The organism is Lentzea pudingi (assembly GCF_014646255.1).
Lineage (GTDB): Bacteria > Actinomycetota > Actinomycetes > Mycobacteriales > Pseudonocardiaceae > Lentzea > Lentzea pudingi.
Genome location: NZ_BMNC01000003.1, coordinates 184,116 through 204,336, shown reverse-complemented (window position 1 = coordinate 204,336; position 20,221 = coordinate 184,116). Strand labels below are relative to the sequence as shown.

Genomic DNA, 20,221 nt, shown 5'->3' with positions numbered 1-20,221 from the left:
CGGCGACTGCGGACTACACCCGCTCGGACTCGACCGTCGTCGTCGCGGGCTGGCTGGTGGGCTGCTCGCGGTTCTCGATCTTGATCCCGCACTTGCCGACCAGTGCGACACCGGCACCGATGGTCGTGACCACCGGGGCCGCGAAAGCCGCGACCACCCCGAGAGCCACCGGCACCTCCAGCACCACGTCGTCCTTGCTGTCACGCACGACCACGCGACGGTTGAAGCCCTCGCTGACCAGTCCGCGAACGGCATCGACCACCGAGTCGACGGCGGTGCGGGCGGACTCGGGCTTGGATTCGCTCATGTCTCTCCTCGAACTGCGGAATTCCCCTTACGAACTCCAGCCTGCCCGTGACCGGGCGCGCTGCCATCAGGGTTCCCCCTGAACTCCGCCTGATCTGCCCCTGGGGGCGACGAGGGGACACGGCCCACCGCGAAGGCGACGGCGACCTGCGCGACACCGAGCGCACCGACCAGCACGAGCGACGCCGTCCACGAGCCGGTGCGCTCGGCGAGGTGTCCGGCCAGGACCGGGCCCACCGCGGCCAGCAGATAACCGAGGGACTGGGCCATTCCGGACAGTTGCGTCGTGCCGTGCTGGCCGTGGCCGCGCAGGCTGATCAGCGTGAGGGCGACGACCAGCGACGCGCCCGTGCCGAGGCCCGCGATCACCGCCCACACGACGCTCCACGCCGGCAGGAGTACCAGCCCGATCACGCCGACGACCATCGGGACGCTGGCGGTGACGGCGGCGACCACCTGGTCGTCGTGTTTGAGCAGATGCGGGATCGCAAGCCCCGAGGCGACGCCGACCAGTTGGTAGACGAAGAGGTGGACACCGGCCCGCTCGGCCGGCACGCCCGCCGAGATCTCGACCGTCGGGAACCAGGTGACCATGATGTAGAAGGTCGTGGACTGGAGTCCCATGAACGCCGTCACCAGCCACGCGGTCGGCTGCCGCCACACGCTCACCGCGGGCCGCGAGTTCGCCGTCACGGGCTCGGCGACCGGTCCGCCGTTCCAGGCGCGCGGGAGCCACAGCACCGCGACGACCAGCGCCGGGACCGCCCAGAACGCCAGTGCGCCCCGCCAGCCCCAGGCGTGGGAGAGCGGCACCGCCACCGCGGACGCGATCGAGGCCCCGACGGTGATGCAGGCGGAGTAGACGCCGGTCGCCGGCGACACGTGGTCGCGGTAGTCCCGTTTGACGATCGTCGGCACCAGCACGTTGCCGATCGCGATCGCGCAGCCCGCGACGGCCGTGCCGATCCACAGGCCGGCGTCGCCCGTGCCGGAGCGCAACGCCGTGCCGAGCGCGAGGAGCACGAGTGCCGCCATCAGCGAGCGCTCCGCCCCGAACCGCCGGGCCGGGTGCTGGATCAGTGGCGAGATGGCCGCGAACGCCAGCAGGGGCAGCGCGCCCAGCAGTCCCTGCATCCCCTCGGTCAGACCGGCCTCCGCGCCGATCCGGGGCAGCAGCGGACCGACCGAGGTCAGTGCCGGCCGGAGGTTGAGCGCGACCAGGAACACCGACGCGACGAGCACAGGCGCCCACGTGCGCACCTTCATCGTTCGACCTCCAGAAGTGCGGATGTCGAACATTTGCACGTTTCCGCGCCACCGTGGTCGGCAGCCTGCCGACGATCGGTTCTGGTGAGGATCCGTGAGGAGAGCGCTCTCACAAACCTGCCGCCGCACCGTACGACCAGACCGCCGAACCTGTCAAAGAACCGGTCTTGACACCTCGCCCGAGGTGGCGGGAACCTGGCTGGGAGAGCGCTCTCCAAGCCGGAACCCCACTCGGCAGGAGGACAAAGGTGTCCCGAAAACTCAGCGCGTTGACGATGGCGGCCGCCCTGGCGGCGGCCGTGGTCGTGACCCAGTCGGCTCAGGCGGACGACCTGGTCACGCACCACGAGTTCCAGGCGAACTGCTCGGTCACGACCCACCTCCCGGACGACCCGATCGTCTTCCCGGGACTACCGGGCGCGTCGCACATGCACACGTTCCTCGGCAACAGCTCCACCAAGGCCGGCAGCACCAACGACTCCCTGAAAGCAGGTCAGACCAACTGCAGGACGCCCGACGACAAGTCCGCGTACTGGTTCCCGTCGGTCTACAACGGCGACCAGATCGTGCCGCCGAACTTCCCGCAGGTGATCTACTACAAGTCCGGCATCCTGCGGTACCAGGACGTCGTGCCGTTCCCGGCGGGCATCCGGTTCGTGGTCGGCAGTCCCACGGCCACGCAGGAGCAGTTCCGCACCGCACCCGGCGCGGTCGAGGGCTGGGAGTGCGGCGACAGCTTCCACAACTGGGACTTCCCGGCGTACTGCCCGCCCGGTACGCAGCTCAACGTCCGTTACCAGGCACCGAGTTGCTGGAACGGCCGTGACCTCGATTCGGCGGACCACAAGTCGCACATGGCCTACCCGGACCGCGCGACGCTGGTCTGCCCGCCGTCGCACCCCGTGGGGGTACCGATGATCGAGTTCAAGATGGCGTTCCCGGTCTCCGGCGACATGTCCCGCGTGCGGCTCGCCAGCGGTCGCGGGTACACCTGGCACTACGACTTCATGAACGCCTGGGACGCACCCACCCAGGCCGCGCTCGTCCGCCACTGCGTCAACGGCGGCCTGCAGTGCGACCCGCGCGGGTTCGACCTGTACAAGCCGAATCGAGGTGCCGCGCTCGGACCGGACTACCGGTTGCCGCGGTGAGGTTCCTCGCCTCATGCACCCCAGGGCGGCGCGTGCCCTGGGGTGTTCCCGCGTTGCTGCTGCTGGCGGGGTGCGCCGCGCCCGCTCCCCCACCGGCGCCGGTGTCCTCGTTCAACGCCACGGACACGGCGTGGGTCCAGCTGATGATCCCGATGAACGAACAGCTGCTGCCCGCCCTCGACTCCGCCCCACCGGCGCTGGCCGAGTTCGCCGCGGCGCTCAGAGCGTCTCACTCGGCCGAGCTGGTCCACTTGCGGCAGTTGCGGGACCGCGCCGGGCTGCCGGACACCAACCTGCACGCCGGCCACCAGATGCCGGGTCTGATCTCCGAGGCCGACCTGCTGGCCATCCGGACGGATCCCACCTCACTCGCGAAGAAGCTCCACGAGCACCTCGACCAGACCGTGAAACTCGCCCGCAGTGAACAGGAAGGCGGAACGGACGCCGCGACCAAGGAGTTCGCGGCGTCCGTCGAGTCATCCCGCAGGGATCAGCTCGGCAAGCTCGGTCACGGGTAGCTGACGACGTAGCGGACCTGGTTCGCCAGGTCCGCCTGACCACCCGTGCCGTTGATGACGTTGGCGATCGTGCCCACTCCGCCGAGCGACACCGCCACGAGGTGCGTGAACCGGACTCCCGGCCGGTTCGGCGCCTCGAAGCCGTTGTCGGTGACCACGCTCGGATCCGCCTGGTTGAAGGCGTAGACACCGACACCGAACGCCTCGTGCGTCGTCACGGCGTCCGCGACCTTGTAGCCGGCCCAGCCCCGCTTCGAGCCGTTCATCCACGCGGCCTGGTTCGGCGGGTCGTACGGCAGTTCGTTCTGGTAGAGGTAGACCCGGCCGCCGTTGCCGTTCCAGACCAGGTTGTGCTGCTGGTAGTGCTCCACGAACAACCCGTACGCGATGACGTTGTCACCGTTGACGACCACACCGTTCTGGCCCGGGTTCGCCGTCCAGCTCACACCCTCACCGTGGTCCGCCCGCCACACCCAAGTGTGGTCGATGATCGTGTTGCGGCTGTTCACACGCATGCTGACCGTTGCCTTGCCCGCCTGGGAGCCGCCGACACGCAGGTACACGTCGTGCAACGAGGTCGGGTTGGCCGCGTGCGAGTTCGCGCTCGAGTCGCCGATCTCCAGCAGCACCGGGGAGTTCTGCACCCCCGCGTCGACCAGGAACCCGGCCAGCTTCACACCGTCCACATCGGACGTCGTCAGCGCGGCCTTGCCCGTCGTGGGCGTCAGCGTCGCGAGACCCAAGCCGAGCACGACCGTGTTCGGCCTCGTCACACGGATCGTGTCGTCGACCTGGTGGATACCGGGCGTGAGCAGCAGGTGCTTGCCCTGCTGCAACGCCGCGTTGATCGTCGCGGTCGGGGTGCCTGGCTTGACGATGAAGAAGTCCGCGAGCGACACCGACGTGCCCGGGTTGCCGTTCTCCCAGCTCGTGCCACGCGAGTTCTGGCGCAACGCGGGCAGGAAGACGCGGTACTCACCGGAGTTGTCGAAGTACAGGTACGGCTTCTCCCGCGTCACCGGCGAGGTGTCGACCGTGGTGTGTGAGGGGTTCGGGAAGTTGTTCGGCGGCGCGCCCTGCGTCCCGGCGAACACCATGTTCCACACCGAACCCGACCAGCCGCCCGCGAGGTTGCTGTTGCGGGTCAGGAACTGCTGCTGCGAACCGGACACGGTCACACCATCGATCTTGCTGTCCACGATCAGACCACCGCTGGCCCAGCCGTCGTAGCCGTTCCACAGGTGCGCCTGACCGCGCAAGTGCATCCGCCGGTACGCGGTGGCCTGCGAGACCGCCCAGCGCTCGATCTGGTTGGGAGGCAACGTGACCGAGAGGTTCTCCGCGCCGCGCCAGAAGTTCTGGGTCGCGTTGCCGAGGTTGTTCGGGTCGCTGCCCTGCTGCAACCAGTCGGCCTCGACTCGGATGTGCCCGTTGATGTTCACATCGTCCGGCATGAGGCCGAGACCGACGATCTGGGTGTAGAAGCGCAGGTTCACGTCGGCGTTGTAGCTGCCCGGCTTGAACAGCACCGCGTGGCGCTGCGGACCGAACTGGTTCGTCTTCATCTGCGCCGAGATCGCGTCCAGCCGCGACTGCATCTCCGCCTGCGACGAACCCGGCCCGTAGACGTACACGTTCGGACCGAAATCAGGATTGCGCGGATCAGTCGGCGTCACACCCGGCGTGTCCGGGGTGCCGGTGAAGACACCAAGCTCCCACAACGAGTAGCCGTAGCCGGTGCCGCGCTGGGTGCCGAGCACGCGCAGGTAGCGGCCAGACCCGCTGACGTCGAGCGACTGGTTGCCACCCGTGCTCGTGGTGGTCGAGTAGACGTCACGCCAGGAGTTCGCGGCCGCCGTGTCGGACAGCTGGACCTGGAAAGCCTTGCCGTACGCGCCCTCCCAGCTCAGGGCCACGCGGCAGACCTGCTGGGTGGAACCGAGGTCGACCTGCAGCCACTGCGGGTCGGAGAACTGCGAGGACCAGCGGGTCCCCGCGTTGCCATCGACGGCAGCCGACGCGGGTGTGCCGCCGTTCTCGGTGGACGAGGTGGTGGCGGGGCGGTTGAGAGCGACGTTGCCGGTGCCGCACGCGGCGGCTCCGGCCTGAGATGTGGCGCTGACAGTGGTCACCAAACACAAGGCGGCAGCGGCGAACGCGGCGGCCCTGGACAGGGTCGATCCCATGATCCTGCCTGACGGGGAAGGGCGGAAGCCTTGGACAGGGGCGTGAGAGCGCTCTCCCAGGGGACGTTAACGGCAGGTGTCGGGCAGGTCAATCAGGCGGAGGCCCTGACGACGAGTTCCGGTTCGAAGATGACGGATCTCGGCCGTTGTCCCGGTTTTTCGAGGTCCGCGAGCAGCAGGTCGGCCATCTGCGCGGCCATCCGCTCCACGGGCTGCCGGACCGTCGTGAGCTGCGGACGGCACGCGAGGGCCGGGGCGCTGTCGTCGAACCCGACCACCGCGACGGCGTCGGGCACGCGCAGCCCGTGCTCCAGCAGCACGTCCACGGCCGCCTGCGCCATCAGGTCGTTCGCGGCGAACACGGCGTCGAGGTCGGGGCACTCGGAGAGGAGCTGGTGCATCGCCGCCGCGCCGCTCTCGGCGGTGAAGCCGCCCTCGACCGTCGGTACGTACGGGAAACCGTGGCGGGCCATGGCGTCGCGGAAGCCTGCGTGCCGGTCCTGGCTCGCCAGGACGTCCATCGGGCCGGAGATGGCGGTGATGTTGTACCTGCCCGCCGCCACCAGGTGGTCCGCGGCGAGCCGGCCGCCCGCGCGGTGGTCCATGTCGACGTAGCTGACCGGCATCGGGCTGCCGGGCCGCGCGTAGAGCACCGAGGGCACGCCGGCGTCGAGCAGGCGGGCGGGCAGCGGGTCGGCGGGGTGGGTGGAGACGAGCAGGGCGCCGTCGGCGCTGCCCTGTCTCAGGAACTCGACGACCTCGGTCCGCGCGTGGTCCGAGTCGGCGAGCATGAGGACCGGGTGGACGCTGTGGCCGCGCAGGAAGTCGACCACGCCCGCCGTCACGCGGCCGAAGAACGGGTCGGTGAAGACGTCCGACCCCCCGCCAGCGCCGGAGATCACCAGCGCGACGGTGCCGGTGCGGCGCGTGACGAGAGACCGGGCCACGCGGTTGGGCGTGTACCCGGTCTGCTCGATCGCGTTGCGCACCGTCTCCTGGATGTCAGGATCGACGTTCCGCGTGCCGTTGACGACACGCGAGACCGTCGCGCGGGACACTCCCGCGACTTTCGCGACGTCCTCCAGCGTGGGCGCAACCTTGCTCATACGACGGTTGTACCACGTCCGGAGAGCGTTCTCCCGAGATCAGGAGGTGACGCGGACGTCCTTGATCGCACCAGGCCAGAAATCGACGTTCTGGCCGTTGTACTTCGCACGTCCCACGGTGAACGCGCCGGTGCTCACGATCGCCGGTCCCGCCGCGGCGGTGGCGACGAGCGCACCGTCCACGTAGAGCCGGATCTCGTTGCCCTTGCGCTCACCCTTGAGCTCGTACCAGCGGCCGATCTCCGGCGTGGTCTCGAACCGGGCCCGGTTGCCGCCCGGCGTGCTGAACGCGAACGCACCCTGGCCGTACTGCAGGTAGAAGGGGTTCTCCCGCTCCCTGCCGTCCTGGCTCACCGCGGAGGCGTAGTTGCCCGGCACCTCGTCGAGGCGCACCTTCGCGGACACGGTGTAGTCCTTGGTCGTGTCGACGACCGGGCCGTAGGTGTCCGCCGAGCCGTTCTTGAACTGCAGCGCGCCGTCCTTCCACGTGGCGCCGCTCGGGCTGAGCGTCAGCGGGTTCTTGCCGGTCGAGTCCTTGGCCGTGGATCCCTTGGTCTCGTTCAGCTTCCACTCGCCGCTGCCCGCGTACGGGTACGGCTTGCCCGCGTTCGCCCCGGCCTCGATGACGCGCCGGTTGATCTCCCGGACGGGGCCGGGGTCGACCTTGATGCGCTTGCGGTCGTAGGTCCAGAGCCCGTTGAGCTCGCCTTCCAGGTCGGTGACCTGCGTGTAGACCGACGCGGACATCTCCTGCCGCGCCTGACCGAGGTAGAACGTGCGGGTGTTGTCGACGTACTTCGCCGTCAGCGCCGCCTTGTCGGTCACGCCGCTGTAGATCGCGATCGGCGCACCCGGCCACTGGTGACCCGGCGTGCGCAACGTGAAGCCGCCGTGCTCGCCGTCCATCACGACGCGCTTGCCGTCCGGGCGGGCCGGGTCGGTGTTGTTGTAGTCGTGGTGGTCGATGACGTCGCCCTTGCCGCTGTCACCCTTGGAGGCGCAGCAGTTCACGCCGCTGTGGGCGCTGACGACGCGGCTCGGGTCGAGCGCCTTGACCTCGTCGGTGATCTGGCCGGTGACGGTGCGGTCCCACTCGCCCCAGCCCTCGTTGAACACGATCCAGGCGTAGATGGAGGGGTAGTTCTGGAGCTGGTGCATCAGCTCCTTGCCCTCCTTGACGAACCGCTCCTGCGAGAGCGGGTTGTTGCCGTCCTCGAGGGCCACGAAGTCCTGCCACACCAGCAGTCCGAGCCGGTCGGCGTGGTAGTACCAGCGGGCGGGTTCGGCCTTGATGTGCTTGCGGACCGAGTTGAAGCCGAGGTCCTTCTGCGCCTTCAGGTCGAACACGAGGGCCTCGTCGCTCGGCGCCGTGTTCAGGCCGTCCGGGTAGAAGCCCTGGTCGAGCTGCATCAGGTTGAAGATCGGCTGGCCGTTGAGCGTCAGCTTGGGCGTGCCGCCGACGTTCGCGATGCCGGTGGAGCGCATGCCGAAGTAGCTCTTGACCTTGTCCTTGCCGAGCATGATGTCGAGCTTGTAGAGGTACGGGTCGTCCGGCGTCCACAGGTGCGCGTCCGGCACCGGCAGCGTCAGGTTCGAGTTCGCGGGACCGGTGACCGTGCCGACCTGCTTGCCCCTGGCGTCGCGCGCGACGGCGGTGACGGTGGCGGTGCCGGCGGACTTGACGTTGACCTTGAGCGAACTCGTGGTGAGGTCGGGGGTCGTCTTGATCTCGTCGATGCCCTTATCGGCCACCGGCTCCAGCCACACAGTCTGCCAGATGCCCGACGACGCCGTGTAGAAGATGCCGCTGGGGTTGGGCGACTGCTTGCCCTTGGGCTGGTTCGGGCCGGTGGTGTCGGTGACGCCGACGACGATCTCCTGCTCACCGCGCTTGAGCACGTCGGTGATGTCCGCGCTGAACGCCGTGTAACCACCGGTGTGCTCGGCGACGAGCTTGCCGTTCACCCAGACCTTGGCCTCGTAGTCGACCGCGCCGAAGTTGAGCTTCAACCGCTGGCCGTTGCCGATGCGCCAGTCGTGCGGCACGGACACGGTCCTGCGGTAGAACATGTGGTCCTCGTGCCGTTCGAGACCGGAGAGCTGCGACTCGATCGGGTACGGGACGATGACCTTCTCGCGCAGCTTCTTGCCGAACGCGGGCTGCTCGCCGGCCTTGGCCGCGGCGAACTCCCACGGCCCGTTGAGGTTCAGCCACTTGTCGCGTTCCAACTGCGGCCTCGGGTACTCCGGCAGCGGGTTGCGCGCGTCGAAGTTCTCGCCCCACGGCGTGCGGAGCCGTTCCGTGGAGACGTTGCCGGTCGTGCGCGCGGTCTTCCCGACCTTCTGACCGTCGACCGCGAGCGCGCCCGCGCCGTCGTAGTAGATCCGGACCCGCTGGCCCTTCAGCACCCGCTCGCCCAGCCGGATCGTCGCCCGGTTGCGGTTCGTGGTGATGAGCGAGATCGGGAACGGAGTGGCGTCGACCTCGACGCGCAGGTGGTCCTTCAGGTCGTTGGTGCCCGTGACGCGGCCACCGAAGTCGGCGGTGAGCGTGCGCCCGTCCCTGGAGACCTCGGCGGTGCGCGGCACGACCTTGAAGTCGGCGGGCGGCGTGAACGCGGACTCCGGCACGAGCTGCTTGGGCGTGTTCGCGCTGGACCAGCGCAGGAACATGTTGGCGCCGCCCACGTCCTGGAACATCTCCAGCTTGAAGGCGTACTGGCGTCCGGCGGTGAGCGTCACCGGCGCACTGGTCTGCTCGCGGTCCCAGTCCGGCACCCAGTGGTCGATCACGGACTTGTCGTCGATCAGCAGCCGGAAGCCGTTGTCCCCGATGGCGTGGAAGGTGTAGTCGCCGGTCTGCGGCACCGCGATCTGCCCGGTCCAGCGGGCGGTCGTGTGTTCGGTGCGGCCGGCCAGGAACCCGAACACACCGGTCAGGTCCCCTTGGTTCACGTCGGCGTCGAGCACGGTGCCGGCCAGGTTCGCGAAGTCCCGCGCGCCCGGTGCCGACATGGTGAAGTACTCGCCCTTCAGGCCGTGCACGGGCTCGGCGGCAGCTGCGGACGGCACGCCGGGCGCTATGCCCAGCGCCAGCAGCAGAGCGACGAGTACGGGGGCGGCTTTCTTCATCGGCGAAGATCCCCTTCGTTTTTACAACGTTGTAAGAGCGCTCCCACACATCAACGCACACGATTCAACATCGCGGCTACGGCCGTTCGGAGGTATCGGGCATGTCAAACCGGACAAGTTTCGGGGAAACGGCCCCAGGTCTGGAGACGTTCCAGGCCTGGGGCTAGTGCCTGAGGTTCTCGCTCACCTGGAGACCGCCGCCGATCCATCGGACCGAACGCAGATCCCTCACGACCACGGGCGCGGGTGTGTCCAGCGCGCCCTCGCCGACGCCGACCACGGCGGCGGGTCCGGCGGCGAGACCCGCGGCGATCCCGTTGCCGCTGTCCTCGAAGATCACGCACTCCCCGATCGGCAGTCCGAGCTTGCCGGCCGCCTTCAGGTAGCCCTCGGGATCGGGCTTGCCGCGCGTCACGTCGTCGCCGTTGATGACCACCGACGGCAGCGGGATGCCCACCGCGGCAAGCCGGACCGTCAGCAGCTCGGGCGGAGCGGACGTGACCAGCGCCCAGTTGTCCGGCAACGAGTCCACCAGTTCTCGGGCGCCGGGGATCGGGGAGGTCGAACCGGCGTCGGCTACCTCGATCTCGTTGATCCGCGCCAGCGCCTCGGCGTGCGCCGAATCGGGCACGTACAGGCGAACGGTGTCCGTGGCGCGACGGCCGTGCAGTCCGCGCAGGACGTCCTCGGGGTCGACGCCGTACTCGTGCGCCCATCGCGTCCACGCGTGTTCGGCGGACACCGTCGAGTCGGTCAGCACGCCGTCCATGTCGAACAGCACCGCCTGGCAGGCCAGGTCCATCGTTCTCCTCAAGGCAGTGGGATCTCCAGGCTCACCGTGCCGCGCAGGTCGAGCCACGCGCGGTCACGGCCGCGGACCAGCCGCAGCACGACCTCCTCGCAGTGCGGGCAGCGCGCCACGATCCCCGGAGCGTTCTGGTAGACGCGCAGGCTCGCGACAGAACCCTTGTAACCGCAGCCCGAGCACTGTCCCGTCGCCACCGTCAGGTCGACCGCGAAGATCTCCCGCAGGTCGCCTGCCAGCGCGTTGCCGTCCACGTGGGTCATCGGTGCTCTCCTGTCAGCCGAAGCGTTCCGTGCGGACGCGGCGGGGGTCGTGGCCGAGCGCCACGAAGATGTCGGACACCGTCTCGACGAACCCGGTCGGCCCGCACACGAAGACGTTCGGCGTGAAGTCGGCCGGCCAGGCGTGGGTGTTGAGCGTCGCGAGCCCCAGGCGCTTCGGTTCGGGCGCGCCTTCCGGGGCCTGGCGCGTGTACACGATGTGGACGTCGAGCCCGCTGTCCTCACGCGCACGCCGCCGCAGCTCGTCGGCGTAGTAGACGTCGTCGGGAGTGCGCACCGAGTAGATCAGCCGGAACGGGACGCGGCTGCCCTCCGCCGCCCGCGTGCGGATCATCGCCATCAACGGCGCGATGCCCGACCCTCCCGCCACGAGCGTGACCGGCGCCTGGTCCGCCGCCCGCCACACGAACCAGCCGCCGACCGGTCCGCGCAGCTCGATCTGGTCGCCCGGTGAGAGCACATCGCACAGGTACGGCGACACCTCACCGTCCTCGACGCGTTGCACGCTCAGCTCGAACCGCTCCCCGTCCGGTGCGGAGGAGATCGAGTAGCTGCGCTGCACCGAGTAGCCGTCCTCGGCGGTCAGCCGCACATCGACGTGCTGGCCCGGCAGGTGACCGGGCCAGCCGGGCACGTCGAACACCAGGCCGCGCGCGCTCTTCGTGATGTCGTCCGTTGAGGCCAGTTCGGCCACCCGCCAGGTCAGTCGCCCTGGTACCGCTGCTCGCGCCATGGGTCTCCGTAGTCGTGGTAGCCCGCGCTTTCCCAGAAGCCGGGTTCGTCCTCGAGCAGCAACTGGATCCCGCGGACCCACTTCGCCGACTTCCAGAAGTACAGGTGCGGCACCAGCAGGCGCGCCGGTCCGCCGTGCTCGGGCGTCAGCTCCTCGCCGTCGTACCGGTACGCGATCCACGCCTGGCCGTCGATCAGGTCTTCGAGCGGCAGGTTCGTGGTGTAGCCGCCGTAGGACTGCACGAGCGCGAAGTCCGCGGCCGTCTCGACGTCCTCCAGCAGCACGTCCAGCGAGACGCCCTTCCAGCGGGTGCCGAGCTTGGACCACTTGGTGACGCAGTGGATGTCCGTGGTGATCTTCTCCGCGGGCATTTCGATCAGCTGCTGCCACGACCAGTCGTAGCGCAGGCCGGCCTCGGTGTTGATCGTGAACTGCCACCGGTCGGTCGTCACGCGCGGTGTCGGCCCCGCCGTGAGGACCGGGAAGTCCTCTGCCAGGTACTGACCGGGCGGCAGTTCGACGTCCGGTGACTGGCGTCGCCCGGTGAAACCGGGAGAGACGATTGGCATCGTGTCAGTAAAGGACAGCGGCGAACCGAACGCCACTGCTGATCACGGAGGTCACATGGACGTCGAGGTCGAGATCACCGGCACGACGACGTTGATCAGGATGAACCGCCCGGACCGGCGCCGACGAGACCCGCCCGCAGCGAGGCCAGTTCGCGGTCGCGGCCGAAGATCGGGAGCTCCTCCACACCGGGAGTATCGCCGACCGGTGGAGGTTCAGCACCGGACTCCGTACTGGCACGGATCCGCATCGCCCCGCGCGAGCAGAGACTCGGTGCACCAACCAAGGAGGCGACCATGTACGCGCAGCTCACCTACTTCGACGGCCCCCGCGGCCCCGAACAGCTGGCCGCCGCGGACTTCGCGGCCAGGGAGCGCATCGCACCCGCGGCCACGGCGGTGCCGGGCAACATCAGGACCTACGTGCTGCGCCGCGAGGACGGCTCGGAGGTCGTGCTGACGATCGCCGAGTCCGAGCAGGTGCTGATCGACACGCAGAAGGCGATCATGAGCACCCGGCTCCTGCCCGGCGAGGACCCGGCCCTGCTGCGAGGCGCGGACCGCGTCGAGATCTACCCCGTGCTCCAGGTCTTCGAGTACGACGGGGTGCGGTCATGACCGCCACCCGAGCACTGGCTCTTGGCGTGTGGCAGGCCGACGTCACCCGCAGCACCGCGTCGTTCGAGGTCGGCAACCTGGGCCGCAAGACCCACGGCACCGTCCCCGTCACCGCGGGCACCGTCGAGATCGGCACGGACGGCACGCTGCTGGCCGCGCACGGAACGCTCGACCTGGGCGCCATCGACACGGGCAACACCAAGCGCGACCAGGACCTGCGCAAACCCGGCCTGCTCGACCTCGACCGGCACCCGTCGATGACGTTCACCGCGACGTCCGCGCGGACCACCGGCGACGGCTGGCAGGTCACCGGCACGCTCGCCGCCCGCGGCACCGAGACGGTGCTCGACGGCACCGTCGCACTGTCCTCGGAGGACGGTCAGGTGGTGATGACCGCGACCGCCCGGCTCGACCGCAGGACGCTGGGCATCCGCGCGCCGGGGTTCCTGATCGGCAGGTACGTCGACATCACCGTGACCGCGGTGATCACTCACTCCGCCTGAAGGACGAAGAACAGGAAGCTCGGGGCCGTGGCGAGCAGGTGGTGCTCGTCGGGGAACAGGTCGCGGGCCTGCGGGACCGGCGGCGGCTCGCTGATCCGGGAGGTCCGGAACCCGGCCGCGGTGAACGCGTCGGTCATCGCGTGCGGCGGCCGGTTCCGGAACGTCACCTCGACGACCTGGTCCCCACCGGCCACTCCGCGGCCTGCGCCCTGGTCTCGAAGTAGTCGGGCCGGCACCCCTGCAGGCGCTCGATGCAGTACTTGGCGGTGGGATGGTTGACCGACGCGATCAACCGCCCGCCGGTGCGCGGCGCCTCGGCCAGCACCGGGCCCCAGTCCTGCAGGTGGTGCGGCACCAGCGACGCGAAGACGACGTCGAACTCGGCGTCGGGACACGGCAGCGGGCCCGCTAGCCGGCAGACCGCCCACCCGTTGTACCGGTCTTTTACCCGTGCGAAACCGGGAAGACCCGACCCCAGCACCGTTCTCCCTGGCCAACCCGCATGACTCGATTCCGAGGCGATGACATCGATGTCGGCGCCGTGAATTCCTGTCTCGCTTGTCTCGTTGACCAGCACGCCAACGAGATCAAAGCTTCCTGGCAACGTTGTCAGCACAGGGATCGGAGCTCGCAATGGCGCAGGACTTCGGCAGTGCCGTCTCGCGCAGACAGGCGCTGGCCATGGGAGGCGGACTGCTCGCCGGCTTCGGCCTGGGCTCCGTGCTGCCGGGGTCCGCGTCGGCCGCGCCGGAGCAGGCCGCGGCCCAGAAGAAGGCCGTCGACCTGGCCCTGTTCCGCCCGGTCTCGGTGTCCTCCACGGACTACGCGGCGACCCCGGCGAAGTTCGCCGTGGACGGTCTCGCGCAGGTCGGCGTGCGGGGGTCCGGGTGGCGGGCCGCGCAGGGCGACGGGCAGTGGCTGATCGTGGACCTGCAGGGCCGGTGCGAGGTCAGTTCGATCGTCCTGACGTTCGAGGCCAAGCCGGGTGATCAGCCGTTCGACGCCAACGGGTCTCGCGCCGACACCATCGGCACCGAGATCCAGTCCAGCTACGCGACGGTCTTCGACCTCGACGTGTCCGACGACGGCAAGGTCTGGCGGACGGTCCACGCCACCGAGGCCGGTGCCGGCGGTGTGGTCACCGTGCCGTTCGCGCCCGCCGTGAAGGCGCGCTGGGTCCGGTTCTCCGCCTCGCGCCGGTCGACGTCGAACCCGTTGGGGCTCAACGGGCTCCAGGTCTACGGCACCAGCCGGGACAACCGGCCCGCGGTGAAGGGCTGGACGAACTGGCCGGTGCGGAACCACGAGAACCCCGCGCTGACCGTCGCCCCGGACGGTTCCGTGCCGCTCGAGTCGGGCTGGGTGCTGACGATGCAGGACTTCGCGCCCGCCGAGGACGGTGCCGCGCTGTCCGGCCCGGACGTCGACACCCGTGGCTGGGTGCCCGCGACCGTGCCCGGCACGGTGCTCGCGTCGCTGGTCGAGCAGGGGCACCTGCCCGACCCGGTGCACGGGATGAACAACCTCGAGATCCCGGAGGCGTTGTCGCGGCACGTGTGGTGGTACCGGCGCACGTTCGGGCTGCCGCGCGGGCTCGACACGGGCGCGGGCCGGCACGTGTGGCTGGAGTTCGACGGCATCAACCACGACGCCGAGTTCTGGCTCAACGGAGCCAGGATCGGCTCCATCAGCAACCCGTTCGGCCGCGCCGCGCTGGACGTCACCTCGGCGTTGCGCCAGAGCGGTGACCAGAACCTCGCGGTCAGGATCGCGCCGATGCCGTTCCCCGGCAGCCCCGGCGACAAGGGGCCGCGCGGTGAGGCGTGGGTCGGTGCGAACAGCACGATGTTCAAGAACTCCCCCACCTACCTCGCGGTGTCGGGCTGGGACTGGATGCCCGCCGTCCGCGACCGCGCCTCGGGCATCTGGAACCACGTCCGGTTGCGCTCGACCGGTGCCGTGGTCGTCGGTGATCCACGCATCGACACCGTGCTGCCGGACGCCACGACCGCCGAGGTCACGTTCACCGTGCCGGTCCGCAACGTCGAGTCGAGCGCGAAGACCGCCACCGTCACGGCCGAGTTCGACGGCGTCAAGGTCAGCAGCACCGTCACCGTGCCCGCGAACTCCGAGGCCAGCGCGGTGTTCAAGCCCTCCACGCACCCGCAGATGCGCATCAGGAACCCGAAGCTGTGGTGGCCCAACGGGTACGGCGACCCGACCCTGCACGAGCTGACGCTGACGGCCACCGCCGGCAACGCGGTCAGCGACCGCAAGAAGCTCAAGTTCGGCATCCGGCAGGTGACCTACGAGTACGACCTGCCGATCACGATCGTCGACGGCGCCGCGGACCAGACCGTCGACGTCGGCCCCCAGCAGGCCCGTTACGTCCGGATGCAGGGCGGCAGGCGCGCCACCAGCTGGGGCTTCTCGGTGTTCACGATGTCCGTGGTGGACAGCAGGTCCCCGGACGTGGACCTGGCGCGGGGAAAGACCGCCACCGCGTCGTCGGCCGCCGACTGGACCTCGCCCGGCGCCGTGACCGACGGCGACCCGAAGTCCCGGTGGACCTCGAACTACAACGACAACGAGTACGTCCAGGTCGATCTCGGCGCGGCGACCGCGTTCGACCGGGTGGTCCTGCGCTGGGAGACTGCCTACGCGGCCACGTTCACGATCCAGGTCTCCCAGGACGGCCAGACCTGGACCGACGTCGCGTCGAAGGACAACTCGCCCAAACCGCTGATCATCCATGTCAACGGCGTCAAGATCTTCGCCCGAGGCGGCAGCTGGGGCTGGGACGAGCTGCTGCGCCGCATGCCCGGTTCGCGCGCGGACGCCGCCGTCGCACTGCACAAGGACATGAACTTCACGGTGATCCGCAACTGGGTCGGCTCGTCGTACCGCGAGGAGCTGTTCGAGGCGTGCGACAAGTACGGCATCCTGCTGTGGAACGAGTTCTGGCTCGGCTGGTCCGCCGACCCCGCGAACCACGAGCAGTTCTTCGCGCAGGCCAAGGACACCGTGCTGCGCTACCGCTCGCACGCCTGCTGCGTGGTGTGGTTCGGCTGCAACGAGGGCAGCCCGCCGTACGCGGTGGACAAGGTGCTGCGGGAGATCGTGCACACCAACACCGACCTGATGTACCAGCCGAACTCGGCCGGCGGCGTGATCACCGGCGACGGCACGTACCGCTGGGTGGATCCGCGCACGTACGGCACCGGTGAGGCCACCGGCGGGAAGTTCGGGTTCTGGAGCGAGATCGGCCTGCCGACCGTGTCCGTGGTCGAGAGCATGCGGAACCTCGTGGGGCAGGGCAACTCCGGCTGGCCGATCGGTGACGCCTGGTACATGCACGACTGGTCGGAGAACAGCAACCAGCAGCCCAAGGGCTACCAGGCCGCGATCGACGCCCGCCTCGCGCCGTCGAGCAGCATGGAGGAGTTCTGCCGCAAGGCGCAGTTCGTCAACTACGAGAGCATGCGCGCGATCTTCGAGGCGTGGAACGCCAGGCTGTGGAACGACGCGACCGGCGTGCTGCTGTGGATGTCGCACCCGGCGTGGCACAGCACGGTGTGGCAGACCTACGACTACGACATGGACGTCAACGGCAGCTACTACGGCTCCCGCAAGGGCTGCGAGCAACGGCACGTGCAGGCGAACCTGACCACCTGGCAGATCACGGCGGTCAACCACACGGCGACCGCGCTCACCGGCGTGACGGTCAAGGCACAGCTGTACACCTTGGACGGCAAGGCGATCGGGCGGGCGCAGGAGCAGCAGCTCGACGTGGCCGCGACCTCGGCCAGCAGCCTGTTCACGGTGCCGTTCGACGCGGCGCTGCCCGCGTTCCACCTGCTGCGCCTCACGCTGACCGACGCCCAGGGCAAGCAACTGTCCGAGAACACCTACTGGCGTTACCAGACCGAGGCGTCGATGCACGCTCTCAACCAGTTGGCGTACACGCAGCTCACCACCACGTTGACCGCCAACAAGAACGGCTACACCGCGATCGTCCGCAACACCGGCAGGACGGTGGCCGCGATGGTCCGGCTGTCCCTGCGCGAGCGCAACGGGACCGACCGCGTGCTGCCGACCCTCTACAGCGACAACTACTTCTGGTTGCTGCCGGGTGAGAGCCGGACGGTCACGATCGATCCTCAGCGGTCCGTCCGGACGCCGCGCCTGCTGGCGGAGGCGTACAACTCGGCGCCGAAGCTGAGCTGAGGTCCTCCCGGCCCGGGTGCCGTCGCGCCGACCAGAGGGTCAGCGCGGCGGCGGCCAGCCCCACGAGCACCGACGTCCAGATGTTGAGGCGCAGAACCAGGACCGTGTTCGCCTCGTCGATGCGCAGCGCCTCGATCCACAGCCTGCCCAGCGTGTAGAGCACCACGTACAGCCCGAACGCCCGGCCGTGCCCGAGCCGGAACCGGCGATCCGCCCAGATCACCACGGCCGCCGCGGCGAAGGTCCAGAGCAGTTCGTAGAGGAACGCCGGGTGGAACGTCCCCAGCACCACCGGCTGCCCGTCCGCACCGATCACCGCACGCCCGGCGTCCAGGTCCCACTCGTGGATCGTGAGCGCCCACGGCAGGTCGGTCGGACCGCCGTAGACCTCGTTGTTGAACCAGTTGCCCAGGCGCCCGATCCCTTGCGCCAGCAGGATTCCCGGCGCGGCGGCATCCGCGAGCGGGGGCAGCGCCACCCCGGCCCGCCTCGCGCCGATCCACGCTCCGAGCGCGCCGAACGCGATCGCGCCCCACACGCCCATGCCGCCCTCCCAGATGTAGAGGGCCTTGATCGGGCTGCCGCCGGGGCCGAAGTACGGCTGCCAGGACGTGGCCACGTGGTAGAGCCGGGCGCCGACGATGCCGAACGGCACGCCCCAGGTCGCGATCTGGTTGATGACACCGGGCCTGCCGCCGCGCTGGACGTAGCGGCGTTCGGTGAGCCACGCGGCGACGAGAACGCCGGCGATGATGCAGAAGGCGTACGCGCGGATCGGCACCGGACCGAGGTGCCAGACGCCCTGGGTCGGACTGGGGATGGCGGCCAGAAGCATCGCGCCAGGCTAGTCAGGCCGGGGCCTGCGCACCGTGAAGTCCGCAGGCCCCGCCCTCGTCACTTGTTCAGCGCCAGATGTTTCAGCGCTACTTGTTCAGCGCTACTTGTTCAGCGCGCCGCCGACGATCGGCAGCACCACCTTGCTGACGCCCAGCGAGACCTTCAGCGAGGTACCGCCCGCCGCGGTGTCCGTGGCGAGGTAGGCGTTGTGGTTGGTGACGAGCACGATGCCGATCCGGTGCCCCGCCGGGATCAGCGCGTCCCTCGCGTGCAGCTTCCACGTCACGTCCGCGGTGGTCCCGTTGGTGGGCAACGGGGTCGCGGACTCCAGCGACAACCGGTTCTTGGCGTCGACGGCACCCTTGGTCAGCATCGTCGCGGTGACCGCCTGGATCGACACGTCCGGCGGGCGCGCGCAGCCGGTCTTGTCGCGCAGGTCGTTGCGGCCGCAGACCTCCGTGGACAGCTGCAGCGGGCTGCGTTCGGACAGCACCGCCTGCGTGCTCGGGCCGTAGTCCACCAGCAACGCGGTGAGCGGCGTCGACGCCCGGTTCGAGGCGATCCGGACCGTCAGGCTGACCTCGCCGGACAGCCGCGCGTCCTTGGTCAGCGGTGCCGTCACGTAGGCCAGCCGGTTCGCGTTCGCCGTCTCCGGGTTGGCCATCATGGACGCTTCGCTGATGTTCGCGTTCGCGCCCACCGTCTGCGTGCCGCTCGGAGTCGGCGCGTTGGTCAGCGAACCGGACATGCCCCCGGCCGCCGGGCCGAAGTACAGCGTCGTGTCCTGGGTGTTCGGCCGCGGCCACGTCGCCGCCTGCTCCCAGCCGCCGTCCGGCTTCTGCACGTCGGCCATGGGCTCGTCCATGATCCCGTTGTCGGCGCCCTTGAGCCAGTGGTCCATCCACAGCCCCATCACGCGCTGCCACTCGGCCTGCCGGAACGAGATCGGGTCGAGGTGCCCGCCGCGGTGCAGCCAGATCTTGCGCGGCACGTCGTTGTCCGCCAGTGCCTTCCACCAGCGGCCGAACTGCGACGGCTTGACGTTCCAGTCCGCCTGGCCGTGCACGACGAACACCGACGCGGTCGTGTTCTTCGCGCCGGGCCGGTAGTCGCGGGCCTTCCAGAACGACGTGTAGTCCCAGGACTCGTCACCGTCGTCCGCGGACAGCTTGTCGAACACCGGCTTGCACTTCGCCTTCTGCGCCGAGCTCACGACGTAGTTGGCGAGGAAGGTCGGGTAGTTGGACTCCCAGCCCTTGTAGCCGATGCCCTGGTCACGGGCGTACTCGTACCAGCTGGAGATCGCCGCGATCGGCACGATCGTCTTCACGCCGGGGATGTTCGCCGCGGCCGCCGCGTTGGGCAGCGTGCCGTTGTAGGAGACGCCGAGCATGCCGACGTTGCCGGTGCTCCAGCTCGCGACCGCAGCGCGGCCGTCCGCGTAGAACGCCTTCGCACGGCCGTTGAGCCAGTCCACGACCGCGCGGACGCTCGCGGTGTCCTCGGGACCGCCCGTCGTCGGGCAGCCGGTCGAGCGGGAGGTGCCTTGCATCTCCATCTCGACCACGGCGTACCCGCGCGGCACGAAGTACTCGTCGTACCAGCGGCCGAAGCCGCGCGGCACGTTCGTCGCCGTCGCGGCCGCCGCGCCCAGCCCGTAGTAGGGGCTTGCCTCCATGACGATCGGCACCCGTCCGGCGGTGTCCGGCCGCATGACGTCGGCGGCGATGCGGTCGAGCTTGCCGTCCGAGTCACTGTCTGTTGTGGACTCGACGTAGACGGTCTCGGTGATCGCCGCCGCAGCGGCCGGAGCCGCGTTCGAGGCAGGCGTGTGGATCGTCGCGGCCATGAGCAGGGTGGCCGTGACGAGGTAGACCCTTCGCATAGGTTCCTCCGTCGGAGGGCCCGATCGAGCAGCAGGGGTACAACTCGGGCCCTACGAAGGAATCTCACCGAACCCGGTGGTGTCACCGGTACGGCCGAAAG

Annotated in this window: 18 protein-coding genes; 5 read left to right on the top strand and 13 right to left on the bottom strand. The window is 69.4% G+C overall.

Annotated features, from left to right (window positions below):
* Positions 1–13: 13 nt before the first annotated feature.
* Complete coding sequence (locus tag IEY88_RS11835) at positions 14–307, bottom strand: DUF4342 domain-containing protein (protein WP_189154741.1); 294 nt, start codon at positions 305–307, stop codon at positions 14–16.
* Positions 304–1,572 carry a CynX/NimT family MFS transporter gene (locus IEY88_RS11830; RefSeq protein WP_189154740.1) on the bottom strand — a complete coding sequence of 423 codons (1,269 nt, stop codon included), beginning with the start codon at positions 1,570–1,572 and terminating at the stop codon, positions 304–306. Before IEY88_RS11830 ends, IEY88_RS11835 begins: the two co-directional genes overlap by 4 nt.
* 248 nt (positions 1,573–1,820) lie before the next feature.
* Here IEY88_RS11830 and IEY88_RS11825 point away from each other — a divergent pair, with 248 nt between their 5' ends.
* A complete protein-coding gene (locus tag IEY88_RS11825; RefSeq protein WP_229693294.1) occupies positions 1,821–2,723 on the top strand; it encodes a DUF1996 domain-containing protein in 903 nt (300 codons plus the stop codon).
* 32 nt (positions 2,724–2,755) lie between these two features.
* A complete protein-coding gene (locus IEY88_RS11820; RefSeq protein ID WP_189154739.1) occupies positions 2,756–3,241 on the top strand; it encodes a DUF305 domain-containing protein in 486 nt (161 codons plus the stop codon).
* Here the strand turns inward: IEY88_RS11820 and IEY88_RS11815 are convergent.
* From IEY88_RS11815 to IEY88_RS11785, 7 genes are all read right to left on the bottom strand, one after another.
* Positions 3,232–5,373, bottom strand: coding sequence for a pectate lyase-like domain-containing protein (locus IEY88_RS11815; RefSeq protein ID WP_373294067.1), 2,142 nt, complete (start codon positions 5,371–5,373; stop codon positions 3,232–3,234). The two genes, IEY88_RS11820 and IEY88_RS11815, sit on opposite strands and share 10 nt — an antisense overlap.
* Before the next feature lie 146 nt (positions 5,374–5,519).
* A complete protein-coding gene (locus tag IEY88_RS11810; protein ID WP_189154737.1) occupies positions 5,520–6,533 on the bottom strand; it encodes a LacI family DNA-binding transcriptional regulator in 1,014 nt (337 codons plus the stop codon).
* A gap of 39 nt (positions 6,534–6,572) precedes the next feature.
* The gene (locus IEY88_RS11805; RefSeq protein ID WP_189154736.1) at positions 6,573–9,665 is read right to left on the bottom strand and encodes a PA14 domain-containing protein; all 3,093 of its coding nucleotides are present in this window, start codon (positions 9,663–9,665) and stop codon (positions 6,573–6,575) included.
* Positions 9,666–9,828: 163 nt separating this feature from the next.
* A complete protein-coding gene (locus IEY88_RS11800) occupies positions 9,829–10,467 on the bottom strand; it encodes an HAD-IA family hydrolase (protein ID WP_189154735.1) in 639 nt (212 codons plus the stop codon).
* A gap of 8 nt (positions 10,468–10,475) precedes the next feature.
* Positions 10,476–10,733, bottom strand: coding sequence for a DUF6510 family protein (locus IEY88_RS11795; RefSeq protein ID WP_189154734.1), 258 nt, complete (start codon positions 10,731–10,733; stop codon positions 10,476–10,478).
* Positions 10,734–10,746: 13 nt separating this feature from the next.
* Positions 10,747–11,484, bottom strand: a complete 738-nt coding sequence (locus tag IEY88_RS11790) for a ferredoxin reductase (protein WP_189154733.1) — start codon at positions 11,482–11,484, stop codon at positions 10,747–10,749.
* The gene (locus tag IEY88_RS11785) at positions 11,454–12,053 is read right to left on the bottom strand and encodes a sulfite oxidase-like oxidoreductase (protein WP_189154732.1); all 600 of its coding nucleotides are present in this window, start codon (positions 12,051–12,053) and stop codon (positions 11,454–11,456) included. The genes IEY88_RS11790 and IEY88_RS11785 overlap by 31 nt, the downstream gene beginning before the upstream one ends.
* A 294-nt stretch (positions 12,054–12,347) precedes the next feature.
* Here IEY88_RS11785 and IEY88_RS11780 point away from each other — a divergent pair, with 294 nt between their 5' ends.
* Positions 12,348–12,668: a hypothetical protein gene (locus IEY88_RS11780; protein ID WP_189154731.1), complete on the top strand. Its 321-nt coding sequence runs from the start codon at positions 12,348–12,350 to the stop codon at positions 12,666–12,668.
* A complete protein-coding gene (locus IEY88_RS11775; protein WP_189154730.1) occupies positions 12,665–13,171 on the top strand; it encodes a YceI family protein in 507 nt (168 codons plus the stop codon). Before IEY88_RS11780 ends, IEY88_RS11775 begins: the two co-directional genes overlap by 4 nt.
* Here IEY88_RS11775 and IEY88_RS44130 read toward each other — a convergent pair.
* Together IEY88_RS44130 and IEY88_RS44125 are read right to left on the bottom strand one after the other, a co-directional pair.
* Positions 13,159–13,338 (bottom strand): hypothetical protein, encoded by a 180-nt coding sequence (locus IEY88_RS44130; protein WP_229693293.1) that lies wholly within the window; start codon positions 13,336–13,338, stop codon positions 13,159–13,161. The genes IEY88_RS11775 and IEY88_RS44130 overlap by 13 nt on opposite strands.
* Entirely contained in the window at positions 13,335–13,652 is a 318-nt protein-coding gene (locus IEY88_RS44125) for a class I SAM-dependent methyltransferase (protein ID WP_229693292.1), read from the bottom strand. Before IEY88_RS44125 ends, IEY88_RS44130 begins: the two co-directional genes overlap by 4 nt.
* A gap of 152 nt (positions 13,653–13,804) precedes the next feature.
* Between IEY88_RS44125 and IEY88_RS11765 the strand changes: the two genes are divergently transcribed.
* Positions 13,805–17,398: a discoidin domain-containing protein gene (locus IEY88_RS11765; protein WP_189154729.1), complete on the top strand. Its 3,594-nt coding sequence runs from the start codon at positions 13,805–13,807 to the stop codon at positions 17,396–17,398.
* Here IEY88_RS11765 and lgt read toward each other — a convergent pair.
* On the bottom strand, positions 17,319–18,233 hold the full coding sequence (lgt, locus tag IEY88_RS11760; RefSeq protein WP_189154728.1) for a prolipoprotein diacylglyceryl transferase: 915 nt from the start codon (positions 18,231–18,233) through the stop codon (positions 17,319–17,321). The genes IEY88_RS11765 and lgt overlap by 80 nt on opposite strands.
* A gap of 102 nt (positions 18,234–18,335) precedes the next feature.
* Positions 18,336–20,120 carry a CocE/NonD family hydrolase gene (locus IEY88_RS11755; RefSeq protein ID WP_189154727.1) on the bottom strand — a complete coding sequence of 595 codons (1,785 nt, stop codon included), beginning with the start codon at positions 20,118–20,120 and terminating at the stop codon, positions 18,336–18,338.
* Between the last annotated feature and the right edge of the window lie 101 nt (positions 20,121–20,221).